The sequence below is a fragment of the Mesorhizobium caraganae genome, from assembly GCF_016836705.1.
In the GTDB taxonomy this organism is placed as follows: Bacteria; Pseudomonadota; Alphaproteobacteria; order Rhizobiales; family Rhizobiaceae; genus Mesorhizobium; species Mesorhizobium caraganae.
This window is the reverse complement of record NZ_JAFCGY010000055.1, coordinates 1-21,188: the sequence shown is the minus strand read 5'-3', so window position 1 is coordinate 21,188 and position 21,188 is coordinate 1. Positions and strand designations below refer to the sequence as shown.

Genomic DNA, 21,188 nt, shown 5'->3' with positions numbered 1-21,188 from the left:
AAGTCTCGCGTGAGGCCCATCGCCGTCGGCTGTCTCCTGACATTTCCTCCTGACATCAATTTGCTGAGCCAAATCAATCGCAAAACAAAACCCCGCCGAAAATCGACGGGGTTTGTCAGCGGTCTGAAGGGCGGCCCTCGGGCCGCCCTTTTTCGTTGGCTCCGATGACCCTGTTTTGGTATCCCAATCTCTGTTGCAAGTCTCCGGGCCTATACTAGTATAGATTGCAATTGAGAGGCTGGTCGGATGGTTCCACGGCACCGTTTTCAGGTTTGGGCGTGCCGGGCATTGGGGCTGATCTGGCTGGTGTCGCTGCTTGCCATGGGCGGCGGCGCCTTTGCGGCCGAGACAAAAAATCTCGAGCCTGACCCGGATTCGCCGATGCGGTTCGTCGTCGTGCGCAGCAATGCGCCGGGCTGCGAGCCGACCTGCCCGGAATGGATATCGGCCGAGGGTGCGATATCGGCAAAGTCGCCGGCGCTGCTCAAGGCGGTCCTGAAAACGCTCGGCCGCCGCAAATTGCCGATCGTCGTCAACTCACCCGGCGGCGATGTCGATGCGGCCATCGCCATGGGCCGTATGATCCGCAAGAACAAGCTCGACATCGCGGTCGGCCGGACCTGGTTTGTCGGCTGCGAGCCGGGGGAGAAGAACTGCAAGGAGAACGACGCCAGAGGCTCGCACTATATAGGCAACCCCTATGTGCTCGGCAGCTATTGCGCGTCCGCTTGCCCGATGATGCTGGCCGGCGGCACCAGGCGCCTGGTCGGGCCGCTGGCCTATCTCGGCGTCCACCAGATCACGACCACGGTCGTGCAAATGAACGTGCAATATGAAGTCCGCTATCGCGTCGTGAAAGGCAAGAAGCGGGTCATCAGCAAGAAGGTCGTCAGCCGCAAGAATGCCGGCAGCTACAAGACCTACGAAATGAGCAAGAAGGTCGAGCGCAAGCTGGCCACCTATTTCAAGGAGATGGGTGTCGACCTCAGTGTGGTCGAAACGATGAAGAGCACGCCGGCCAGCGACATCCAGCAGATCGACCTTGGCGACATGCTGACAATGAAGCTGGTCACCAGCGAAGACTCTGTAAGTTTGCTCACCAATGCGAGCCTGTGCACGCCGGAGCCATTGGCCTCGAATTGCCGGGAAATACCGGCGAACAAGCCAGCCGGCGGCCAACCGGCCGTGGCAAAGGCAGCGCCGCCGGTGAAGCCCCAGAACGCACAGCCCGATGACGGCATGCGCTTTGCCGTGGTTCGCGGCAGCAATCCGCTCTGCAATCCCGACTGTCCGGAGTGGATTGCGGCGCAAGGCGCGATTACGCCTCAGACGCCGCAGAAGCTCAGCCAATTGCTCGCCACACTTGGCAACCGACGGCTGCCCGTGGTGGTCAGTTCGCGAGGCGGTGACCTGTCCGGCGCCCTGGCGGCTGGCCGGATCATCCATGAAAAGAAACTCGACGTTGCCGTTGCCCGCACCGATTTCGTCGGCTGCGACCCGGCAGAGTGGAATTGCCTGGCCAAAGACGGCGCCTATGCCGGACTGAGCGTCGACGGGGACGGCGACTGCGATTCGGCGTGCGCGCTCATGCTGGCCGGCGGCGCAAGACGGCTCGTCGGTCCGCAGGCGCGGCTCAGCCTCTATCTGATGGGGCAGAAACAGACGGTCAAAGCCTATCTCGACGAGATGGCCATAAGCCCGGCTCTGTTCGCTGCGCTTCAGGACAGTTCGGTCGAGCGCCGGCTCGAACCCGATATGATGCTGAAGGTCGGCCTGACGACCGGGCGCCAGTCGGTGGATGCGCTGACGGGTTCCAGTATCTGCAAGTCGGCGCCGAAACCTGAGAATTGCCGTGTGGTGGCGTCGTCCAACGCGCAGGCCGAAGCGCCCGCCAAATTGTAGGCACGTCGTTTCGGGAACTCGCCATCGAGGCAGGTTGAGTGAGGCATGATTTTTCCGCTATCGTCGCCAGGCGCCGGGGCTGGCGGAGGATCGAAAATGAGCCAGGATATCCCGACACTGTACGAATGGGCCGGCGGCATCGAGGCGCTGAACAGGCTGACCCAGACTTTCTATGACAGCGTGGCGCGCGACCTGGTCGTCGGCCCGGTGTTCAAGCACATGTCAGCTGACCATCCGGCTCATGTCGCGGCTTTCATCGGCGAGGTCTTCGGCGGCCCCAAAACCTATAGCGAAAAGCATGGCGGCCATCGCGAGATGGTCATGCATCATCTGGGCAAGCATCTCACAGAAGAACAGCGCCGGCGTTGGATCAGCCTGCTTGCCGATGCCGCCGATGCGGTCGGGCTGCCGGACGATCCCGAATTCCGCTCCGCCTTCATGGGCTATGTCGAGTGGGGATCGCGGCTGGCCAAGATGAACTCCACCCTCGGCGAGACCTGCGACCCGGAGACCGAACCGATGCCGGCTTGGGGCTGGGGCGTGCCGGGCGGGCCGTACAAGCCGCCGGCCGGGGGGTGAGCGCCGGCAAGCGGCCTCGACGAAAAAATCGCGATCGACAGGGAAGACTGGCGGCTACCTGGCCGGATTTCCGGCGAAGGATATGAAAGCGCGTCAGACCACTCTTTACAGCGCGCCCGGAAGCTTTTAGGAAGCGCCTGCGCCGAAACGCGCGTACGGGCATAGCTCAGTTGGTAGAGCGGCGGTCTCCAAAACCGCAGGTCGTAGGTTCGAGCCCTGCTGCCCGTGCCATTTTCTCAAATGGCGATTCACGAACGAACTCGGTCCCGTGCCCCGCATTGAAAAATGGCAGGTGGCTTGCCATATTACGGAAACTGAGGCATATAAGACCCCCATAGCCGGGACGGGACGACTGGATGGTTCCGAGGCGGCGTTTGGTCATAAAGCGGACACTTGCCACTTGCGTGGATCAAGAATCGGTTTTATGTAGACACAACAGACACGCGACGCGTGGAGCTGGGAAGCCGGCTTTACGCGTCCGATTTGCATGGGCGAAATGGTTGCGCTGATTCGGCGCTGACTTGAAACCCAGGCGGCACGTCCCGGCCAGCGGGATCATCCAGGAGACCCGGCCAACGGGTCTTGAAGACAGAGCGGCATATGGCTTCGAAAACCACAAATCCTTTCGTCTTTCTCCAGCAGGTCCGCGCGGAGACCGCCAAGGTGACTTGGCCCTCGCGCCGGGAGACGATGATCTCGACGGTGATGGTGCTCGTGTTTGCGGTCATCGCGATGATCTTTTTCTTCACCGCCGACGTGGCCATGGGCTACGCGATCGAGCGGTTATTGAGCCTCGGCCATTAAGTCCGGCGATTACGGAGAAGTCTTGAAATGACCGCGCGGTGGTACATCGTCCACGCCTATTCGAACTTTGAAAAAAAGGTCGCCGAGGACATTGAGAACAAGGCCAAGCAGAAGGGCCTGTCCGCCGATATCGAGCAGATCGTGGTGCCGACCGAGAAGGTCGTCGAAATCCGCCGCGGCCGCAAGGTCGATGCCGAGCGCAAGTTCTTTCCGGGCTATGTGCTGCTGAAGGCCAACCTGACCGACGCGGTGTTTTCGCTGGTCAAGAATACGCCGAAGGTTACCGGCTTCCTCGGTGACTCCAAGCCGGTGCCGATCACCGAAGCCGAGGCGCAGCGGATTCTGAACCAGGTTCAGGAAGGCGTCGAGCGGCCCAAGCCCTCGGTCACCTTCGAGATCGGCGAGGCGATCCGTGTTTCGGACGGTCCGTTCGCGTCGTTCAACGGTTTCGTCCAGGAAGTGGACGAGGAGCGGGCGCGGCTCAAGGTGGAAGTTTCGATCTTCGGGCGCGCCGTGCCCGTCGATCTGGAATTCGGACAGGTCGAAAAGGGCTGATCCGAAAAACCCCACGCCGGTTCGCCGGCAAGGGGAGGCGGCGCGAAAACGCGCGGCCATGAACGGGTGGGAGGCGAATGTGGCTTTAGCCGGCCGCGCGAACCGCACCACCAGACTGCAACCGCCGGCATTCCCCGATAGTGGGGCCGGCATGAGACAAAGGCAGGAAAGAGATGGCTAAGAAAATTGCAGGCCAGCTCAAGCTACAGGTTGCCGCGGGCTCGGCTACGCCGTCGCCCCCGATCGGCCCGGCGCTTGGTCAGCGCGGCATCAACATCATGGAATTCTGCAAGGCGTTCAACGCGCAGACCCAGGACATGGAAAAGGGATCGCCGATTCCGGTCGTCATCACCTACTACCAGGACAAGTCGTTCACCTTCGTCATGAAGACGCCGCCGGTGAGCTACTTCCTGAAGAAGGCTGCGAACCTGAAGTCGGGCTCCAAGGAGCCGGGCAAGGTCAAGGTCGGCACGATCGGCCGCGACAAGGTGCGCGCCATCGCCGAGCAGAAGATGAAGGATCTGAACGCAAACGACGTCGAAGCGGCCATGCGCATGGTCGAGGGCTCCGCCCGCTCGATGGGTCTGGAAGTGGTGGGCTGAGATCATGGCAAAACTTGCAAAGCGTGTATCGAAGACCCGCGAAGGCATCGACCCCAACAAGGCTTATGCCCTGGGTGAAGCGCTGAAGCTGCTCAAGGACCGTTCGACGGTGAAGTTCGACGAGACCATCGAAGTCGCGATGAACCTCGGCGTCGACCCGCGTCACGCCGACCAGATGGTCCGCGGCGTGGTCAACCTGCCGAACGGCACCGGCCGCTCGGTCCGTGTCGCCGTGTTCGCACGTGGCGACAAGGCTGAGGAAGCCAAGGCCGCTGGCGCCGACATCGTCGGTGCCGAGGATCTGGTCGAGATCGTCCAGAAGGGCACGATCGACTTCGATCGCTGCATCGCCACGCCGGATATGATGCCGCTGGTCGGCCGTCTGGGCAAGGTGCTCGGCCCGCGCGGCATGATGCCGAACCCGAAGGTCGGCACCGTCACCACCGACGTCGCCGCCGCGGTCAAGGCATCGAAGGGCGGCGCCGTCGAGTTCCGCGTCGAGAAGGCCGGCATCGTCCAGGCCGGCGTCGGCAAGGTCTCGTTCGACGTCAAGGCGCTGGAAGAAAACATCCGCGCCTTCGCCGATGCGGTGACCAAGGCAAAGCCGGCTGGCGCCAAGGGCAACTACGTCAAGAAGGTGTCGGTCACCTCGACGATGGGCCCGGGCCTCAAGCTCGACGTCTCGACGCTCGCAGCGTCCTGATACGAACATTTGGATCGGCCGCTAAAGCGCTGATCCGCAAGTGAATTCCGGGCCTCCGACTTGTCGGCGGCCCGGTACCGGAAGCCGAGAGGTTTCCGGACATCCTGTCCGAGATTGCAGGCGGCCCGGAAGCCTTAATTGAATTGGGCCTGCATGAGACGGGTGAAAACCTGACAACGGAGCGACAAGCTCCAATGAAAGGTTCGAACCGTGTTTGCCTTTTGTCTGCGCATCGCCGGCTTGCCGTCGATGTGGCGAAAGGGGGCAGGATCCTCGAGCGTCGTTCGGGAGATCCGTTACTGGATGGCCCGGCCGGCAAAAAGGCAACCCGACGCCTGTCCTCTAAATGGGAATGTTCCCATTGATGGGGCAGGGGTCAACTGGAGATAGGCAGTGGACAGAGCGGAAAAACGCGAACTCGTCACGGGCCTGAATGGTGCTTTTGCAGGCGCTGGTTCAGTCGTCGTGGCCCACTACGCCGGTATCACCGTCGCGCAAATGAACGACCTTCGGTCGAAAATGCGCGCTGCCGGTGGCACCGTCAAAGTCGCGAAGAACCGTCTCGCCAAAATCGCTCTTCAGGGCACGGACTCCGCATCGATCATCGACCTGTTCAAGGGACAGACGCTGATTGCTTATTCGGAGGATCCGATTGCGGCGCCGAAGGTCGCGTCCGATTTCGCCAAGGGAAATGACAAGTTGGTCATTCTCGGCGGCGCAATGGGCACCACCTCGCTCAACGCCGACGGTGTGAAGGCACTCGCCACACTTCCGTCGCTCGATGAGCTGCGCGCCAAGCTGGTTGGCATGATCGCCACGCCGGCAACCCGGATCGCCCAGATCGTCAATGCGCCAGCGGCTTCGGTCGCGCGCGTCATCGGCGCTTACGCCCGGAAGGACGAGGCGGCATGAGGCCGTTCCTCGCTATCACAAACACACGTTCGAACCTGATGAAGGAATACAACAATGGCTGATCTGGCAAAGATCGTAGACGACCTTTCGAAGCTGACCGTCCTCGAGGCGGCCGAGCTGTCGAAGCTTCTTGAAGAAAAGTGGGGCGTTTCGGCTGCTGCTCCGGTGGCGGTTGCCGCTGCTGGCGGCGGTGCCGCTGCTGCTGCTCCGGCCGAGGAAAAGACGGAATTCGACGTCGTCCTCACCGAGGCAGGTGCTCAGAAGATCAACGTCATCAAGGAAGTCCGCGCCATCACCGGCCTGGGCCTCAAGGAAGCCAAGGATCTGGTCGAAGCAGCTCCGAAGCCGGTCAAGGAAGGCGTTTCCAAGGCTGACGCCGAGAAGTTCAAGGCCCAGCTGGAAGCAGCCGGCGCCAAGGTCGACCTGAAGTAAGCGTAAAAGCGGCGGGCGGCCTCGCGCCGTCCGCCACTCCCTTCGTGTCAAGGGAGAACGCGTAGCGCGAGATGTACGAGAACCTCTTTCCTGAGGGCCGAAACCGGCCTTCAGGAAACGGGTTTTCTCCCGTTTTAGCCGGCAGCCTGCCGGAGAAACAGACAGAGGGCCGCTGCCCAGGCGGCTCAGTATGCAAGGCGAGCCGCGGCGAGGCTCGTCCCGAGTTTAGAGCTAAGGAGCGACGATGGCCCAGACCCAGACTTTCAATGGCCGCAGACGCGTACGCAAGTTCTTCGGAAAGATCCCGGAAGTTGCGGAGATGCCGAACCTGATCGAGGTTCAAAAGGCATCCTATGACCAGTTCCTGATGGTGGACGAGCCCAAGGGCGGCCGTCCGGACGAAGGGCTGCAGGCTGTTTTCAAGTCGGTCTTCCCGATCTCCGATTTTTCCGGCTCCTCGATGCTGGAGTTCGTGAAGTACGAGTTCGAAGGACCGAAATTCGACGTTGACGAATGCCGTCAGCGCGACCTGACCTATGCCGCGCCGCTGAAGGTGACGCTGCGCCTCATCGTGTTCGATATCGACGAGGATACCGGCGCCAAGTCGATCAAGGACATCAAGGAGCAGGACGTCTACATGGGCGACATGCCGCTCATGACCTTGAACGGCACCTTCATCGTCAATGGCACCGAGCGTGTCATCGTCTCGCAGATGCACCGTTCGCCAGGCGTCTTCTTCGACCATGACAAGGGCAAGTCGCACTCGTCGGGCAAGCTTTTGTTTGCCGCGCGCGTCATCCCCTATCGCGGTTCGTGGCTCGACATCGAGTTCGATTCCAAGGACGTCGTGCACGCCCGCATCGACCGCCGCCGCAAGATTCCGGTGACGTCGCTGTTGATGGCGCTTGGCATGGACGGCGAAGAGATCCTGTCGACCTTCTACAACAAGATCACTTACAAGCGCGCGGGCGACCACTGGCGCATTCCGTTCAACGTCGAGCGTTTCCGCGGCCTCAAGGCTGTCGGCGACCTGGTCGATGCCGACACCGGCGAGATCGTCGTCGAGCAGGGCAAGAAGATCACCGCCCGCCAGGCAAGGGCGCTTGGCGAAAAGGGTCTGAAGGCGATCAAGGCGACCGATGAGGATCTGCTCGGCAATTACCTGGCCGAAGACATCGTCAATTACGGCACCGGCGAGATCTTCCTCGAAGCCGGTGACGAGATCGACGAGAAGACGCTGAAGGTGCTGCTCGGCACCGGCGAGCAGGAGGTCAAGGTTCTCGACATCGACCACGTCAATGTCGGCGCCTACATCCGCAACACGCTCAACGTCGACAAGAACGAGAGCCGCCAGGACGCGCTGTTCGATATCTATCGTGTCATGCGCCCGGGCGAGCCGCCGACGTTGGAAACCGCCGAAGCCATGTTCAACTCGCTGTTCTTCGACAGCGAGCGCTACGATCTGTCGGCCGTCGGCCGCGTCAAGATGAACATGCGCCTTGAACTCAAGGCCGAGGACACCGTGCGCGTGCTGCGCAAGGACGACATCCTGGCCGTGGTCAAGACGCTGGTCGAACTGCGCGACGGCAAGGGCGAGATCGACGACATCGACAATCTCGGCAACCGCCGCGTGCGTTCTGTCGGCGAGCTGATGGAGAACCAGTATCGCGTCGGCCTGCTGCGCATGGAGCGCGCGATCAAGGAACGTATGTCCTCGATCGAGATCGACACGGTGATGCCGCAGGACCTGATCAACGCCAAGCCGGCGGCTGCCGCCGTGCGCGAGTTCTTCGGTTCCTCGCAGCTGTCGCAGTTCATGGATCAGACCAACCCGCTGTCGGAGATCACCCACAAGCGTCGCCTGTCGGCGCTTGGACCGGGCGGTCTGACCCGCGAGCGCGCCGGCTTCGAAGTGCGCGACGTGCACCCGACGCATTACGGCCGCATCTGCCCGATCGAGACGCCGGAAGGCCCGAATATCGGTCTGATCAACTCGCTGGCGACGTTTGCGCGCGTCAACAAGTACGGCTTCATCGAGAGCCCGTACCGCAAGATCGTCAACGGCAAGCTGACCAATGAGGTCGTCTATCTCTCCGCTATGGAAGAGTCCAAGCACCACGTTGCGCAGGCCAATGCCGAGCTCGACAAGAATGGTGGTTTCGTCGACGAATTCGTCATTTGCCGCAGCGCCGGCGAAGTGATGATGGCGCCGCGCGAAAACGTCGATCTGATGGACGTGTCGCCCAAGCAGATGGTGTCTGTGGCCGCGGCGCTGATCCCGTTCCTCGAGAACGACGACGCCAACCGCGCGCTGATGGGCTCCAACATGCAGCGTCAGGCCGTGCCGCTGGTGCGCGCCGAAGCGCCGTTTGTCGGCACCGGCATGGAGCCGATCGTTGCCCGTGACTCGGGCGCCGCCATCGGCGCCCGCCGCGGCGGCATCGTCGACCAGGTGGACGCGACGCGTATCGTCATCCGCGCAACGGAAGATCTCGATCCCGGCAAGTCGGGCGTCGACATCTACCGGCTGATGAAGTTCCAGCGTTCGAACCAGAACACCTGCATCAACCAGCGTCCGCTGGTGCGCATGGGCGACCGCGTCAACAAGGGCGACATCATCGCTGACGGTCCGTCGACCGAACTTGGCGATCTGGCGCTCGGCCGCAACGTGCTGGTCGCGTTCATGCCGTGGAACGGCTACAACTACGAGGACTCGATCCTGCTCTCCGAGCGCATCGTGGCCGACGACGTCTTCACCTCGATCCACATCGAGGAGTTCGAAGTCATGGCCCGTGACACCAAGCTCGGACCGGAGGAAATCACGCGCGACATTCCGAACGTTTCGGAAGAAGCGCTGAAGAACCTCGACGAGGCCGGCATCGTCTACATCGGTGCGGAAGTGCAGCCGGGCGACATCCTGGTCGGCAAGATCACGCCGAAGGGCGAAAGCCCGATGACGCCGGAAGAAAAGCTCCTGCGCGCCATCTTCGGTGAAAAGGCGTCCGACGTTCGCGACACCTCGATGCGCATGCCTCCGGGCACCTTCGGCACCGTTGTCGAAGTGCGCGTGTTCAACCGTCACGGCGTCGAGAAGGACGAGCGCGCCATGGCGATCGAACGCGAGGAGATCGAACGCCTCGCCAAGGACCGCGACGACGAGCAGGCGATCCTCGACCGCAACGTCTATTCGCGCCTTTCCGACGTCCTCGTCGGCAAGGAAGCGATTGCCGGACCGAAGGGCTTCAAGAAGGGCTCGAAGCTGTCGAAGGACACGCTGGACGAGTATCCGCGTTCGCAGTGGTGGCAGTTTGCGGTGGAGAACGAAAAGCTCCAGAGCGAACTGGAAGCGCTGCGTGGCCAGTACGACGACTCCAAGAAGGCGCTCGAGCAGCGCTTCATGGACAAGGTCGAGAAGGTGCAGCGCGGCGACGAAATGCCTCCGGGCGTCATGAAGATGGTCAAGGTCTTCGTGGCCGTGAAGCGCAAGATGCAGCCGGGCGACAAGATGGCCGGCCGTCACGGCAACAAGGGTGTCGTGTCGCGCATCGTTCCGGTCGAGGACATGCCTTTCCTCGAGGACGGCACGCATGCCGATATCGTGCTCAACCCTCTGGGTGTGCCGAGCCGCATGAATGTCGGCCAGATCCTGGAAACGCATCTGGGCTGGGCATGTGCTGGCATGGGCAAGAAGATCGGCGAGCTGATCGACGCGTACAAGACGGCTGGAGACATCAAGCCGCTGCGCAAGACGCTCGAGAGCTTCATCCCTGCCAACGACCGCAACGAGCCGGTCCGCGAGTATGACGACGAGAGCATCGTTCGCCTCAGCGAACAGATGCGCCGCGGCGTCTCCATCGCGACACCGGTGTTCGACGGCGCGCATGAGGTCGACATCAACATCATGCTGGAGCAGGCGGGCCTGCACACCAGCGGTCAGTCGCAGCTCTATGACGGACGCACCGGAGAGCCGTTCGATCGCAAGGTGACGATGGGCTATATCTATATGCTCAAGCTTCACCACCTGGTGGACGACAAGATCCACGCGCGTTCGATCGGTCCGTACTCGCTCGTTACCCAGCAGCCGCTGGGCGGCAAGGCGCAGTTCGGCGGCCAGCGCTTCGGCGAAATGGAGGTCTGGGCGCTGGAAGCCTACGGCGCCGCCTACACGCTGCAGGAAATGCTGACGGTGAAGTCGGACGACGTGGCCGGCCGCACCAAGGTCTACGAGGCGATCGTGCGCGGCGACGACACTTTCGAAGCCGGCATTCCGGAGAGCTTCAACGTGCTCGTCAAGGAAATGCGGTCTCTCGGCCTCAATGTCGAGCTGGAGAACACCAAGCTTGACGACAACCCTGTCCGGCTGCCTGACGCAGCCGAGTAAAAGCAAGACATCCGGTCGCGGGAGCCCGCGGCCGGATGCACCAAATTCTACGGCCGGTGGGCCGACCACTCAGCGGGCATTTGGCCCGCGTTAGATGCAAGGGGTTTCGAGGACCCCGAAAAGGAGAACGGCATGAACCAAGAGGTCATGAATCTCTTCAATCCGCAGGCGCCGGCGCAGGTGTTCGATTCCATCCGGATATCGCTCGCCAGCCCTGAGAAGATTCTGTCCTGGTCGTTCGGCGAGATCAAGAAGCCGGAGACCATCAACTACCGCACCTTCAAGCCGGAGCGTGACGGTCTGTTCTGCGCGCGCATTTTTGGCCCGATCAAGGACTATGAATGCCTGTGCGGCAAGTACAAGCGCATGAAGTACAAGGGCGTCATCTGCGAGAAGTGCGGCGTCGAAGTCACGCTGTCGCGCGTTCGCCGCGAGCGCATGGGCCATATCGAGCTGGCAGCACCGGTCGCTCACATCTGGTTCCTGAAGTCGCTGCCGTCGCGCATCGGCACACTGCTCGACATGACGCTCAAGGATATCGAGCGCGTCCTCTACTTCGAGAACTACATCGTCACCGAACCTGGCCTCACCGCGCTGAAGGAGCACCAGCTGCTCAGCGAGGAAGAGTACATGATCGCCGTCGACGAGTATGGCGAGGATTCCTTCACCGCGATGATCGGCGCCGAGGCCATTCATGATCTTCTGGCCGGCATGGACCTGGAGAAGATCGCCGGCGACCTGCGTTCGGAACTGGCTTCGACCACGTCCGAGCTGAAGCAGAAGAAGTATCTGAAGCGGCTCAAGGTGGTCGAGAACTTCATGGAATCCGGCAACCGTCCGGAATGGATGATCATGAAGGTGGTTCCGGTGATCCCGCCGGACCTGCGCCCGCTCGTCCCGCTGGACGGCGGCCGCTTCGCGACGTCCGACCTGAACGACCTCTATCGCCGCGTCATCAACCGCAACAACCGCCTGAAGCGGCTGATCGAGCTGCGTGCGCCCGGCATCATCGTGCGCAATGAAAAGCGCATGCTGCAGGAAGCCGTCGACGCACTGTTCGACAACGGCCGCCGCGGCCGCGTCATCACCGGCGCCAACAAGCGTCCGCTGAAGTCGCTGTCCGACATGTTGAAGGGCAAGCAGGGCCGTTTCCGCCAGAACCTGCTCGGCAAGCGCGTCGACTATTCGGGCCGTTCGGTCATCGTCACCGGTCCGGAGCTCAAGCTGCATCAGTGCGGCCTGCCCAAGAAGATGGCGCTCGAACTGTTCAAGCCCTTCATCTACGCCCGACTCGACGCCAAGGGGTTCTCCTCGACCGTCAAGCAGGCCAAGAAGCTGGTCGAGAAGGAGCGTCCGGAAGTCTGGGATATCCTGGACGAGGTCATCCGCGAGCATCCGGTGCTGTTGAACCGTGCGCCGACGCTGCACCGCCTGGGCATCCAGGCGTTCGAGCCGATCCTGATCGAAGGCAAGGCGATCCAGCTGCATCCGCTGGTCTGCACGGCCTTCAACGCCGACTTCGACGGCGATCAGATGGCCGTTCACGTGCCGCTGTCGCTCGAGGCTCAGCTTGAAGCCCGCGTGCTGATGATGTCGACCAACAACATCCTGCATCCGGCTTCCGGCGCGCCGATCATCGTGCCGTCGCAGGACATGGTTCTGGGTCTCTACTATCTCTCGATCGTCAATCAGAACGAGCCGGGCGAAGGCATGGTGTTTGCCGACATGGGCGAGCTCCAGCATGCGCTCGAGACCAAGGCTGTCACCCTGCACGCCAAGATCAAGGGCCGTTTCCGTTCGGTCGACGCCGAAGGCAAGGTCGTGTCGAAGATCTACGACACCACGCCTGGCCGCATGATCATCGGCGAACTGCTGCCGAAGAACGTCAACGTGCCTTACGAGACCGCCAACCAGGAGATGACCAAGAAGAACATCTCCAAGATGATCGACACCGTCTACCGCCATTGCGGTCAGAAGGAGACGGTCATTTTCTGCGACCGCATCATGGCGCTTGGCTTCGGCCATGCCTGCCGCGCCGGCATTTCGTTCGGCAAGGACGACATGCTGATCCCGGACGCCAAGATCAAGCTGGTCTCCGACACCGAGGCTTTGGCCAAGGAATACGAGCAGCAGTACAATGACGGTCTGATCACGCAGGGCGAGAAGTACAACAAGGTCGTCGACGCCTGGGCCAAGTGCTCGGAAAAGGTCGCCGACGAAATGATGGCCCGCATCAAGGCGGTCGAGTTCGAGGACAATGGCCGTCAGAAGCCGATGAACTCGATCTACATGATGTCGCATTCGGGTGCGCGTGGTTCGCCCACCCAGATGCGCCAGCTCGCCGGCATGCGTGGCCTGATGGCCAAGCCGTCGGGTGAAATCATCGAGACGCCGATCATCTCGAACTTCAAGGAAGGCCTGACCGTGCTCGAGTACTTCAACTCGACCCACGGCGCCCGCAAGGGTCTGGCCGACACCGCCTTGAAGACGGCGAATTCGGGTTACCTCACCCGTCGTCTGGTCGACGTGGCACAGGACTGCATCGTCAACTCCGTGGATTGCGGCACCGACAAGGGCCTCACCATGCAGCCGATCGTCGATGCCGGTCAGGTCGTAGCTTCGGTCGGCCAGCGCGTGCTGGGCCGTACCGCGCTCGACGACATCAACCATCCGGTGTCGGGCGAGGTTCTGGTCAAGGCCGGAACGCTGATGGACGAGCGTGACGTGGAGCAGATCGAAAAGGCCGGCGTGCAGTCGGTCCGCATCCGTTCGGCACTGACCTGTGAAGTCAGGGTCGGCGTCTGCGCGGTCTGCTACGGACGCGATCTGGCCCGCGGCACCCCGGTCAACCAGGGCGAAGCCGTCGGCGTCATCGCGGCGCAGTCGATCGGCGAGCCGGGCACCCAGCTCACCATGCGTACCTTCCACATGGGCGGTACGGCGCAGGTGGTGGATAGTTCGTTCCTTGAAGCCTCGTATGAGGGCAAGGTCGAGATCCGCAACCGCAACGTGGTGCGCAACTCGGACGGCCAGCAGATGGTCATGGGCCGCAACATGGCGGTGCTGATCCTCGATGAGGCCGGCAAGGAACGCGCCACGCACCGCGTCACCTATGGTTCGCGTATCTTCGTGGACGATGGCGACAAGGTGAAGCGCGGCCAGCGTATCGCCGAGTGGGATCCCTATACCCGCCCGGTCCTCACCGAAATCGAGGGCAAGGTGGCGTATGAGGATCTGGTCGACGGCATTTCCGTTCAGGAAACGGCCGACGAGTCGACCGGCATCACCAAGCGTGAGGTCATCGACTGGCGTTCGACGCCGCGCGGCAACGACCTCAAGCCGGCAATCGCCATCCTGGACGGCAAGGGCAAGGTCGGCAAGCTGTCGAAGGGCGGCGACGCGCGCTTCCTGCTCTCGGTCGAGGCCATTCTCTCGGTCGAGCCGGGTTCGCAGGTTCGCCCCGGTGACGTGCTGGCGCGTATCCCGATGGAAAGCGCCAAGACCAAGGACATCACCGGCGGTCTGCCGCGTGTTGCCGAATTGTTCGAGGCACGCCGTCCGAAGGATCACGCCATCATCGCCGAGATCGATGGCACGATCCGCTTCGGCCGCGACTACAAGAACAAGCGTCGCATCATCATCGAGCCGCATGACTCGACGCTTGAGCCGGTCGAATACCTGATCCCGAAGGGCAAGCCGTTCCATCTCCAGGACGGCGACGTCATCGAGAAGGGCGACTACATCCTCGACGGCAATCCGGCGCCGCACGACATCCTGGCGATCAAGGGCGTGGAGGCACTTGCTTCCTACCTCGTGAACGAAATCCAGGAAGTCTACCGCCTGCAGGGCGTGTCGATCAACGACAAGCACATCGAGGTGATCGTTCGCCAGATGCTGCAGAAGGTCGAGATCACCACGCAGGGCGACTCGACCTACATTCCGGGCGACCACGTGGACGTGATCGAACTGGAAGAGGTCAACGAGCGCCTGATCGAGGACGGCAAGAAGCCGGCCGAAGGCCAGCCGGTGCTGCTCGGCATCACCAAAGCGTCGCTGCAGACGCCGTCCTTCATCTCGGCCGCCTCCTTCCAGGAGACGACCAGGGTGCTGACGGAAGCTGCGGTTGCCGGCAAGACCGACATGCTGCAGGGCCTGAAGGAAAACGTCATTGTCGGCCGGCTGATCCCGGCCGGTACCGGCGGCACGATGAGCCAGATCCGGCGCATCGCCACCTCGCGCGACGAGCTGATCATCGACGAGCGCCGCAAGGCCTCCGGTGTCGAAATCGCCGAGCCGATGCTGACCGACATGGTCAACGCCGCGCAGTAAGCGCGGTCGGACGAGAAGAAGAAAAGGGGCCCAAGTGGCCCCTTTTCGCGTTTTGGCTTCCAAATTGGATGGAGGAAACATGAGCAAGAAGGTTTGGACTGAGGTCGACGACTACATCGTTTCCTCTCTCTTCGAGGCGGATCCCGTGCTCGACGCTGTGCTCGCGTCAAACCGTGACCAAGGCCTGCCGGCGATCGACGTGTCGGCCGCGCAAGGCAAGCTGCTGTCGCTTCTGGTGCGCATCAGCAGTGCAAGGAAGGTGCTGGAGATCGGCACGCTTGGCGGGTACTCGACCATCTGGATGGCAAGGGGGCTGCCGGCCGACGGCAAGGTCGTGACGCTTGAACTCGATCCACATCACGCAAAGGTCGCGCGCTCGAATTTCGAGCGGGCAGGGATGTCGGACAAGGTGGACCTGCGCGTCGGCCCGGCGCTGCAGTCGCTCGCAACGCTTGGCAGCGAAAATGCCGGTCCGTTCGACCTGATCTTCATCGACGCCGACAAGCCGAACAACCCGAACTATCTGTCATGGGCGATGCGGCTGTCACGGCCGGGATCGGTCATCATCTGCGACAACGTCGTCCGCGACGGTACGGTGCTCAACGACGATGGCCGTGACGCCTATGTCGAAGGCGCACGCGCCGCGTTCTCCTTCATCGGCGGCGAGAAGCGCCTGGACGGGACCGCCATCCAGACCGTCGGCGCCAAAGGCTATGACGGATTTGCCATCGCGGTCGTCGAGTGAAGTGGCCGGGCTATGGTCCGGCCAAGCTCACCGCTCAGTCGAAGAACGCTTCCACCACATTGCGCTTGCCGAGCATGAAGGCGTCGGCGACGTGCTGGAGGGGCGCCAGGTCGACATCGGAGACGCCGGCGCGCACGATCTCGGCGAAGCGCCGATAGAGCTGGGGATATTCGGCCTCCGGCTCGTCATGGACCACCTTGCCGTCGACGGCGAGCCTGGTGCCGCCGCCGGACAGCACCATCTTGCCTTTGTCGGTGTCTGCCAGGATGTCCCAGCTCTGCGGGCCGGTCTGCAGCCAGTCGAGTTCCATCGTCACCGGCAACCCATCGGCGGTGCGGAAATTGACATGGGCGGCAACCGGAGAGGCGCGGTTTTCGGGAAAGTCGAGTACCGCCGAGGTGATGAACATTGCCGGCAGAATGTGTGTCACGATCGACAGCGCGTTGATGCCGGGATCGAAAACACCGAAACCGCCCGGAGCCCAGATCCAGTCCTGGTTCGGGTGCCAGCGGCGGACATCTTCCTTCCAGACGATTGCCGCCGAGCTGATTTTGGCTGAGCTCAGAAATGTCCGCGCGGCCTCCACCGCCGGCGCGTAGCGCGAATGCCAGCTGGCGAACAGCGTAACCCCATTGGCTTGCGCCAGCCGCTTCAGATCCTCGACCTCGCTGACGGTGGCGCCCGGCGGCTTTTCGAGGAAGACATGCTTTTTCGCGATCAGTGCCGTGCGCGCAGCGTCGTAGCGATACTGCGGCGGCATGCACAGCGACACGGCCTCGAGTTCGGGCACCGCGTCGAGCATCGCCTCAATGGTCGGGAAGTTCGGGATATCATCGACCTTGCCGTGCCGGCTGGCGGCGGCGATCAGGCGGTAATCCCCATCTTTGGCCACCGCCGGCAGATGCTGGTCGCGCACGATCTTGCCCACGCCGACGATGCCGAGCTTGATGGGACCATTGTTGGAGGACATGGGGACTCCGCAGATTGGAATTTGGGCTGTTCTTAAGTTGCCTGGTTCTTAGCAGAGAACCGGTGCCGGGCAAGCCGGCGCGGTGACAAGTGCGAGCCGAACCCGATTCTCAGGCTTATAGCGGGACCTCGAACGTCACGATCGATACTTCGCCTTCGAGTGCGCCCTGGAAGGCCGACAGATGCGGCTCATCGTCGGGCTCGCCCTCCATGTCGCCGATCTGGTCGAGCTCGGCCTCGGCATAGCCTTCGGCGGCGAGCGATTCGAGGGCACGGCGCACGGCCGAATCGTCGTCGGGGGCAACCAGCATCACATGGACGCCTTCCGGCTTGCCGCCCTTCTTTTTCCAGATGCGGCCGGTGATGATGGTGACCGGGCGCTCCTCATTGTCGTTCACGGGCTGATTCCTCTTGAGATTCGGGCGGGCAAGGGGTTTGGGGCTGTCCATGGCGCCTTTTGCCACGAAGCGGCGGTGCAGGACAGCCGCAAGCCGGTCACTTTCTTCCTTCCCCTTGCAAACTTAAGAAAGAAAATTACATGCGTTTTTCGCATGGCTGCCAAGCCTTGGTCAGCGCGCAATATTTGGCGTGCCGGGGTTGACGGTTCACGGTCTTGCGAGTAGAAGCCGCCCAGTCAGAACCGATGTGAGGCTCTCCCTTCCGAAGCGACACGCTTCGGAGTTTGCCTCAAACAGGGTTCGTTTTACGAGCGAAAAGACATTTCCGGCGCGCATGAGGCGGTTTCCGCTTCCTCTGCATTTTGTTCGGGCAGGACCGCGAGGCGCGGTTTATGGCCCGAATTTGCGTATGGAATTGACGCTTTTAGCGGCCCTGACCGGGCGAGACACGGAATTGAGAGACAAGAGGGTTTAATGCCTACCGTCAACCAGCTGATCCGCAAGCCGCGCATTGCGCCGGTGAAGCGCAACAAGGTCCCGGCCATGCAGCAGAACCCGCAGAAGCGGGGCGTCTGCACGCGCGTCTACACAACGACGCCGAAGAAGCCGAACTCGGCACTGCGCAAGGTGGCCAAGATCCGCCTGACCAACGGCTTTGAAGTGATCGGCTACATCCCCGGCGAAGGTCACAACCTTCAGGAACACTCCGTGGTCATGATCCGCGGCGGCCGCGTCAAGGATCTTCCGGGCGTGCGCTACCACATCATCCGCGGCGTGCTCGACACGCAGGGCGTGAAGAACCGCAAGCAGCGCCGTTCGAAATACGGCGCGAAGCGTCCGAAGTAAGGTTTTCCGGCTTCGGCGCTTTTTTTGACAGTGCCGGGCTATGAGAGATTGAGAGACAAAAGCCATGTCCCGTCGTCACAGTGCAGAAAAGCGTGAGATCAATCCGGATCCGAAGTTCGGCGATCTGATCGTTACCAAGTTCATGAACGCCGTCATGTATGACGGCAAGAAATCGGTCGCCGAGACCATCGTCTACGGCGCGCTCGACCAGGTTCAGTCGAAGACCAAGCAGGAGCCGGTCACCGTCTTCCATCAGGCGCTCGACAATGTCGCGCCGCATGTGGAAGTCCGGTCGCGTCGCGTCGGCGGCGCCACCTACCAGGTTCCGGTCGATGTGCGCCCCGAGCGCCGTCAGGCCCTGGCGATCCGTTGGCTGATTGCAGCCGCGCGCAACCGCAACGAGACCACGATGGTCGACCGCCTCTCCGGCGAGCTGATGGATGCGGCCAACAACCGCGGCACGGCCGTGAAGAAGCGTGAAGACACCCACAAGATGGCAGAAGCCAACCGCGCATTCGCGCACTACCGCTGGTAAAGCGCGAACGAGACTGAGAAGGCATCCACGATGGCCCGCGAATATAAAATCGAAGACTACCGCAATTTCGGTATCATGGCGCATATTGACGCCGGCAAGACGACGACCACCGAGCGCGTCCTCTATTACACGGGCAAGTCGCACAAGATCGGCGAAGTGCACGACGGCGCTGCCACCATGGACTGGATGGAGCAGGAGCAGGAACGCGGCATCACCATCACCTCCGCCGCCACTACGACCTTCTGGAAGGGCCGTGACGGCAAGATGTACCGCTTCAACATCATCGACACCCCCGGACACGTCGACTTCACCATCGAAGTCGAGCGTTCGCTGCGCGTGCTCGACGGCGCCATCGCGCTGCTCGACGCCAATGCCGGTGTCGAGCCGCAGACCGAGACTGTCTGGCGTCAGGCCGACAAGTATCGCGTTCCGCGCATGATCTTCTGCAATAAGATGGACAAGATCGGTGCCGACTTCTACCGCTCGGTCGAGATGATCGGTTCGCGCCTCGGGGCGCATGCCGTCGTCATGCAGTTGCCGATCGGCGCCGAGACCGAGTTCAAGGGTGTCGTCGACCTCGTCGAGATGAACGCGCTGGTCTGGCGCGACGAGACGCTTGGCGCTGCCTGGGACGTCGTCGAGATCCCGGCCGACCTCAAGGCTCGGGCCGAGGAATTCCGCGAGAAGATGATCGAAGCCGCCGTCGAAATGGACGAGACGGCGCTTGAAAATTACCTCGAAGGCAAGATGCCGTCGAATGACGAGATCCGCGCGCTGATCCGCAAGGGTACCATCGCGGTCAAGTTCTTCCCGATGTTCTGTGGCTCGGCTTTCAAGAACAAGGGCGTGCAGCCGCTGCTCGACGCCGTCGTCGAATATCTGCCGTCGCCGGCCGATGTTCCTGCCATCAAGGGTGTCGACGCCAAGACCGACGCCGAGATCGAGCGTCATGCGGACGACAACGAGCCGCTGTCGATGCTGGCCTTCAAGATCATGAACGACCCGTTCGTCGGCTCGCTGACCTTTGCTCGCATCTATTCGGGCAAGCTGACCAAGGGCGTCTCGCTCGACAACACCGTCAAGGGCAAGAAAGAGCGCATCGGCCGCATGCTGCAGATGCATGCGAATTCGCGCGCCGACGTCGAAGAGGCTTTTGCCGGCGACATCGTTGCTCTGGCTGGCCTGAAGGATACGACCACCGGCGATACGCTCAGCGATCCGCTGCACCCGGTCATCCTCGAGCGCATGGAATTCCCCGATCCGGTCATCCAGATCGCCATCGAGCCGAAGACCAAGAACGACCAGGAGAAGATGGGCCTCGCCCTTCACCGCCTGGCCGCCGAGGATCCGTCCTTCCGCGTCAAGACAGACGAGGAAAGCGGTCAGACCATCATTTCGGGCATGGGCGAGCTCCACCTCGACATCATCGTCGACCGCATGCGTCGCGAGTTCAAGGTCGAGGCCAATGTCGGCGCGCCGCAGGTGGCTTATCGCGAGACGATCACCCGCAAGCACGAGCAGGACTACACGCACAAGAAGCAGACCGGCGGTACCGGTCAGTTCGCTCGTGTCAAGCTGCTGTTCGAGCCGAATCCGGAGAGCTCGGAGTTCGAGTTCGAATCGAAGATCGTCGGCGGTGCGGTTCCGAAGGAATACATCCCGGGTGTCGAAAAGGGCATCAACAGCGTCATGACGTCGGGCCCGTTCGCCGGCTTCCCGATGATCGGCGTCAAGGCGACGCTCATCGACGGCGCTTACCACGATGTCGACTCCTCGGTGCTCGCCTTCGAAATCGCCGGCCGCGCCTGCTTCCGTGAAGCCGCGCCCAAGCTTGGCGTGCAGCTGCTCGAGCCGATCATGAAGGTCGAAGTCGTGACGCCGGAAGACTATGTCGGCAGCGTCATCGGCGACCTGAACGGCCGTCGTGGCCAGATCCAGGGCCAGGAAGCGCGTGGCGTGGCTGTCGTGATCAACGCGATGGTGCCGCTGGCCAACATGTTCAAGTACGTCGACAACCTGCGCTCGATGAGCCAGGGCCGTGCGGCCTACACGATGCAGTTCGATCACTACGAGCCTGTGCCGACCGCGGTCGCCCAGGAAGTCCAGAAGAAATACGCGTAACCCGAACGGGTTGCAGCAGTAACTTAATTCAAGGCCCGTACGGGCGAGCAGATTGGAGACATCACATGGCAAAAGGTAAATTCGAGCGCACTAAGCCTCATGTGAACATCGGCACGATTGGTCACGTTGACCATGGCAAGACGTCGCTGACGGCGGCGATCACGAAGTATTTTGGCGAATACAAGCGCTACGACCAGATCGATGCGGCGCCCGAAGAGAAGGCCCGCGGCATCACCATTTCGACGGCTCACGTCGAATACGAGACGGCCAATCGCCACTACGCCCACGTCGACTGCCCCGGACACGCCGACTATGTGAAGAACATGATCACCGGCGCCGCGCAGATGGACGGCGCGATCCTGGTCGTTTCGGCTG

At 62.0% G+C, this 21,188-nt stretch carries 17 protein-coding genes and 1 tRNA gene; 16 read left to right on the top strand and 2 right to left on the bottom strand.

All coding sequences use genetic code 11. The features are described 5' to 3' along the window. Positions 1-246 precede the first annotated feature (246 nt). The 12 genes from JQK88_RS34340 (at position 247) to JQK88_RS34285 (ending at position 15,944) form a co-directional block, all read left to right on the top strand. The gene (locus JQK88_RS34340) at positions 247-1,902 is read left to right on the top strand and encodes a COG3904 family protein (protein WP_203280976.1); all 1,656 of its coding nucleotides are present in this window, start codon (positions 247-249) and stop codon (positions 1,900-1,902) included. A 96-nt stretch (positions 1,903-1,998) separates the two neighbouring features. Beyond that, the gene (locus JQK88_RS34335) at positions 1,999-2,481 is read left to right on the top strand and encodes a group II truncated hemoglobin (RefSeq protein ID WP_192255625.1); all 483 of its coding nucleotides are present in this window, start codon (positions 1,999-2,001) and stop codon (positions 2,479-2,481) included. Between the two features lie 155 nt (positions 2,482-2,636). Then, positions 2,637-2,712: transfer RNA gene (locus JQK88_RS34330), tRNA-Trp, on the top strand. Between the two features lie 369 nt (positions 2,713-3,081). Continuing rightward, the gene (secE, locus tag JQK88_RS34325) at positions 3,082-3,285 is read left to right on the top strand and encodes a preprotein translocase subunit SecE (protein WP_023667439.1); all 204 of its coding nucleotides are present in this window, start codon (positions 3,082-3,084) and stop codon (positions 3,283-3,285) included. 27 nt (positions 3,286-3,312) lie between these two features. Further along, the gene (gene nusG / locus JQK88_RS34320) at positions 3,313-3,840 is read left to right on the top strand and encodes a transcription termination/antitermination protein NusG (protein WP_006333333.1); all 528 of its coding nucleotides are present in this window, start codon (positions 3,313-3,315) and stop codon (positions 3,838-3,840) included. Positions 3,841-4,013: 173 nt separating this feature from the next. Continuing rightward, a complete protein-coding gene (gene rplK, locus JQK88_RS34315) occupies positions 4,014-4,442 on the top strand; it encodes a 50S ribosomal protein L11 (protein WP_203280975.1) in 429 nt (142 codons plus the stop codon). A gap of 4 nt (positions 4,443-4,446) precedes the next feature. Next, entirely contained in the window at positions 4,447-5,145 is a 699-nt protein-coding gene (gene rplA / locus JQK88_RS34310; protein WP_112566728.1) for a 50S ribosomal protein L1, read from the top strand. A 393-nt stretch (positions 5,146-5,538) separates the two neighbouring features. After that, the gene (gene rplJ, locus JQK88_RS34305; protein WP_112566726.1) at positions 5,539-6,057 is read left to right on the top strand and encodes a 50S ribosomal protein L10; all 519 of its coding nucleotides are present in this window, start codon (positions 5,539-5,541) and stop codon (positions 6,055-6,057) included. Positions 6,058-6,111: 54 nt separating this feature from the next. Next, complete coding sequence (gene rplL / locus JQK88_RS34300; RefSeq protein ID WP_091586446.1) at positions 6,112-6,489, top strand: 50S ribosomal protein L7/L12; 378 nt, start codon at positions 6,112-6,114, stop codon at positions 6,487-6,489. A 244-nt stretch (positions 6,490-6,733) separates the two neighbouring features. Further along, entirely contained in the window at positions 6,734-10,870 is a 4,137-nt protein-coding gene (gene rpoB / locus JQK88_RS34295) for a DNA-directed RNA polymerase subunit beta (protein WP_192255627.1), read from the top strand. A gap of 132 nt (positions 10,871-11,002) precedes the next feature. Next, positions 11,003-15,199, top strand: a complete 4,197-nt coding sequence (rpoC, locus tag JQK88_RS34290) for a DNA-directed RNA polymerase subunit beta' (protein WP_203280974.1) — start codon at positions 11,003-11,005, stop codon at positions 15,197-15,199. A 79-nt stretch (positions 15,200-15,278) separates the two neighbouring features. Next, positions 15,279-15,944: an O-methyltransferase gene (locus tag JQK88_RS34285; RefSeq protein ID WP_203280973.1), complete on the top strand. Its 666-nt coding sequence runs from the start codon at positions 15,279-15,281 to the stop codon at positions 15,942-15,944. 34 nt (positions 15,945-15,978) lie between these two features. Here JQK88_RS34285 and JQK88_RS34280 read toward each other — a convergent pair whose 3' ends face one another. Both JQK88_RS34280 and JQK88_RS34275 read right to left on the bottom strand, forming a co-directional pair. Next, complete coding sequence (locus JQK88_RS34280) at positions 15,979-16,914, bottom strand: Gfo/Idh/MocA family protein (protein ID WP_203280971.1); 936 nt, start codon at positions 16,912-16,914, stop codon at positions 15,979-15,981. A 115-nt stretch (positions 16,915-17,029) separates the two neighbouring features. Further along, complete coding sequence (locus tag JQK88_RS34275) at positions 17,030-17,311, bottom strand: transcriptional regulator (protein WP_203280969.1); 282 nt, start codon at positions 17,309-17,311, stop codon at positions 17,030-17,032. 474 nt (positions 17,312-17,785) lie between these two features. On the opposite strand from JQK88_RS34275, the gene rpsL reads away from it, so the two are divergent. From rpsL to JQK88_RS34255, 4 genes are all read left to right on the top strand, one after another. Beyond that, positions 17,786-18,157: a 30S ribosomal protein S12 gene (rpsL, locus tag JQK88_RS34270; RefSeq protein WP_006333356.1), complete on the top strand. Its 372-nt coding sequence runs from the start codon at positions 17,786-17,788 to the stop codon at positions 18,155-18,157. A 64-nt stretch (positions 18,158-18,221) separates the two neighbouring features. Beyond that, a complete protein-coding gene (gene rpsG, locus JQK88_RS34265) occupies positions 18,222-18,692 on the top strand; it encodes a 30S ribosomal protein S7 (RefSeq protein ID WP_008875664.1) in 471 nt (156 codons plus the stop codon). A gap of 30 nt (positions 18,693-18,722) precedes the next feature. After that, a complete protein-coding gene (fusA, locus tag JQK88_RS34260) occupies positions 18,723-20,813 on the top strand; it encodes an elongation factor G (protein WP_112566712.1) in 2,091 nt (696 codons plus the stop codon). A 65-nt stretch (positions 20,814-20,878) separates the two neighbouring features. Further along, positions 20,879-21,188, top strand: a 310-nt coding sequence (locus JQK88_RS34255) for a GTP-binding protein (RefSeq protein WP_203280427.1), incomplete at its 3' end; no start/stop codon positions are given.

Coding starts and splice junctions, on each gene's coding strand:
- secE (WP_023667439.1), top strand. CDS start 3,082: ATGGCTTCGAAAACCACAAATCCTTTCGTCTTTCTCCAGCAGGTCCGC.
- rpoB (WP_192255627.1), top strand. CDS start 6,734: ATGGCCCAGACCCAGACTTTCAATGGCCGCAGACGCGTACGCAAGTTC.
- JQK88_RS34285 (WP_203280973.1), top strand. CDS start 15,279: ATGAGCAAGAAGGTTTGGACTGAGGTCGACGACTACATCGTTTCCTCT.
- rpsL (WP_006333356.1), top strand. CDS start 17,786: ATGCCTACCGTCAACCAGCTGATCCGCAAGCCGCGCATTGCGCCGGTG.
- rplK (WP_203280975.1), top strand. CDS start 4,014: ATGGCTAAGAAAATTGCAGGCCAGCTCAAGCTACAGGTTGCCGCGGGC.
- JQK88_RS34335 (WP_192255625.1), top strand. CDS start 1,999: ATGAGCCAGGATATCCCGACACTGTACGAATGGGCCGGCGGCATCGAG.
- rplL (WP_091586446.1), top strand. CDS start 6,112: ATGGCTGATCTGGCAAAGATCGTAGACGACCTTTCGAAGCTGACCGTC.
- rpsG (WP_008875664.1), top strand. CDS start 18,222: ATGTCCCGTCGTCACAGTGCAGAAAAGCGTGAGATCAATCCGGATCCG.
- nusG (WP_006333333.1), top strand. CDS start 3,313: ATGACCGCGCGGTGGTACATCGTCCACGCCTATTCGAACTTTGAAAAA.
- rpoC (WP_203280974.1), top strand. CDS start 11,003: ATGAACCAAGAGGTCATGAATCTCTTCAATCCGCAGGCGCCGGCGCAG.
- rplA (WP_112566728.1), top strand. CDS start 4,447: ATGGCAAAACTTGCAAAGCGTGTATCGAAGACCCGCGAAGGCATCGAC.
- JQK88_RS34280 (WP_203280971.1), bottom strand. CDS start 16,914: ATGTCCTCCAACAATGGTCCCATCAAGCTCGGCATCGTCGGCGTGGGC.
- JQK88_RS34340 (WP_203280976.1), top strand. CDS start 247: ATGGTTCCACGGCACCGTTTTCAGGTTTGGGCGTGCCGGGCATTGGGG.
- fusA (WP_112566712.1), top strand. CDS start 18,723: ATGGCCCGCGAATATAAAATCGAAGACTACCGCAATTTCGGTATCATG.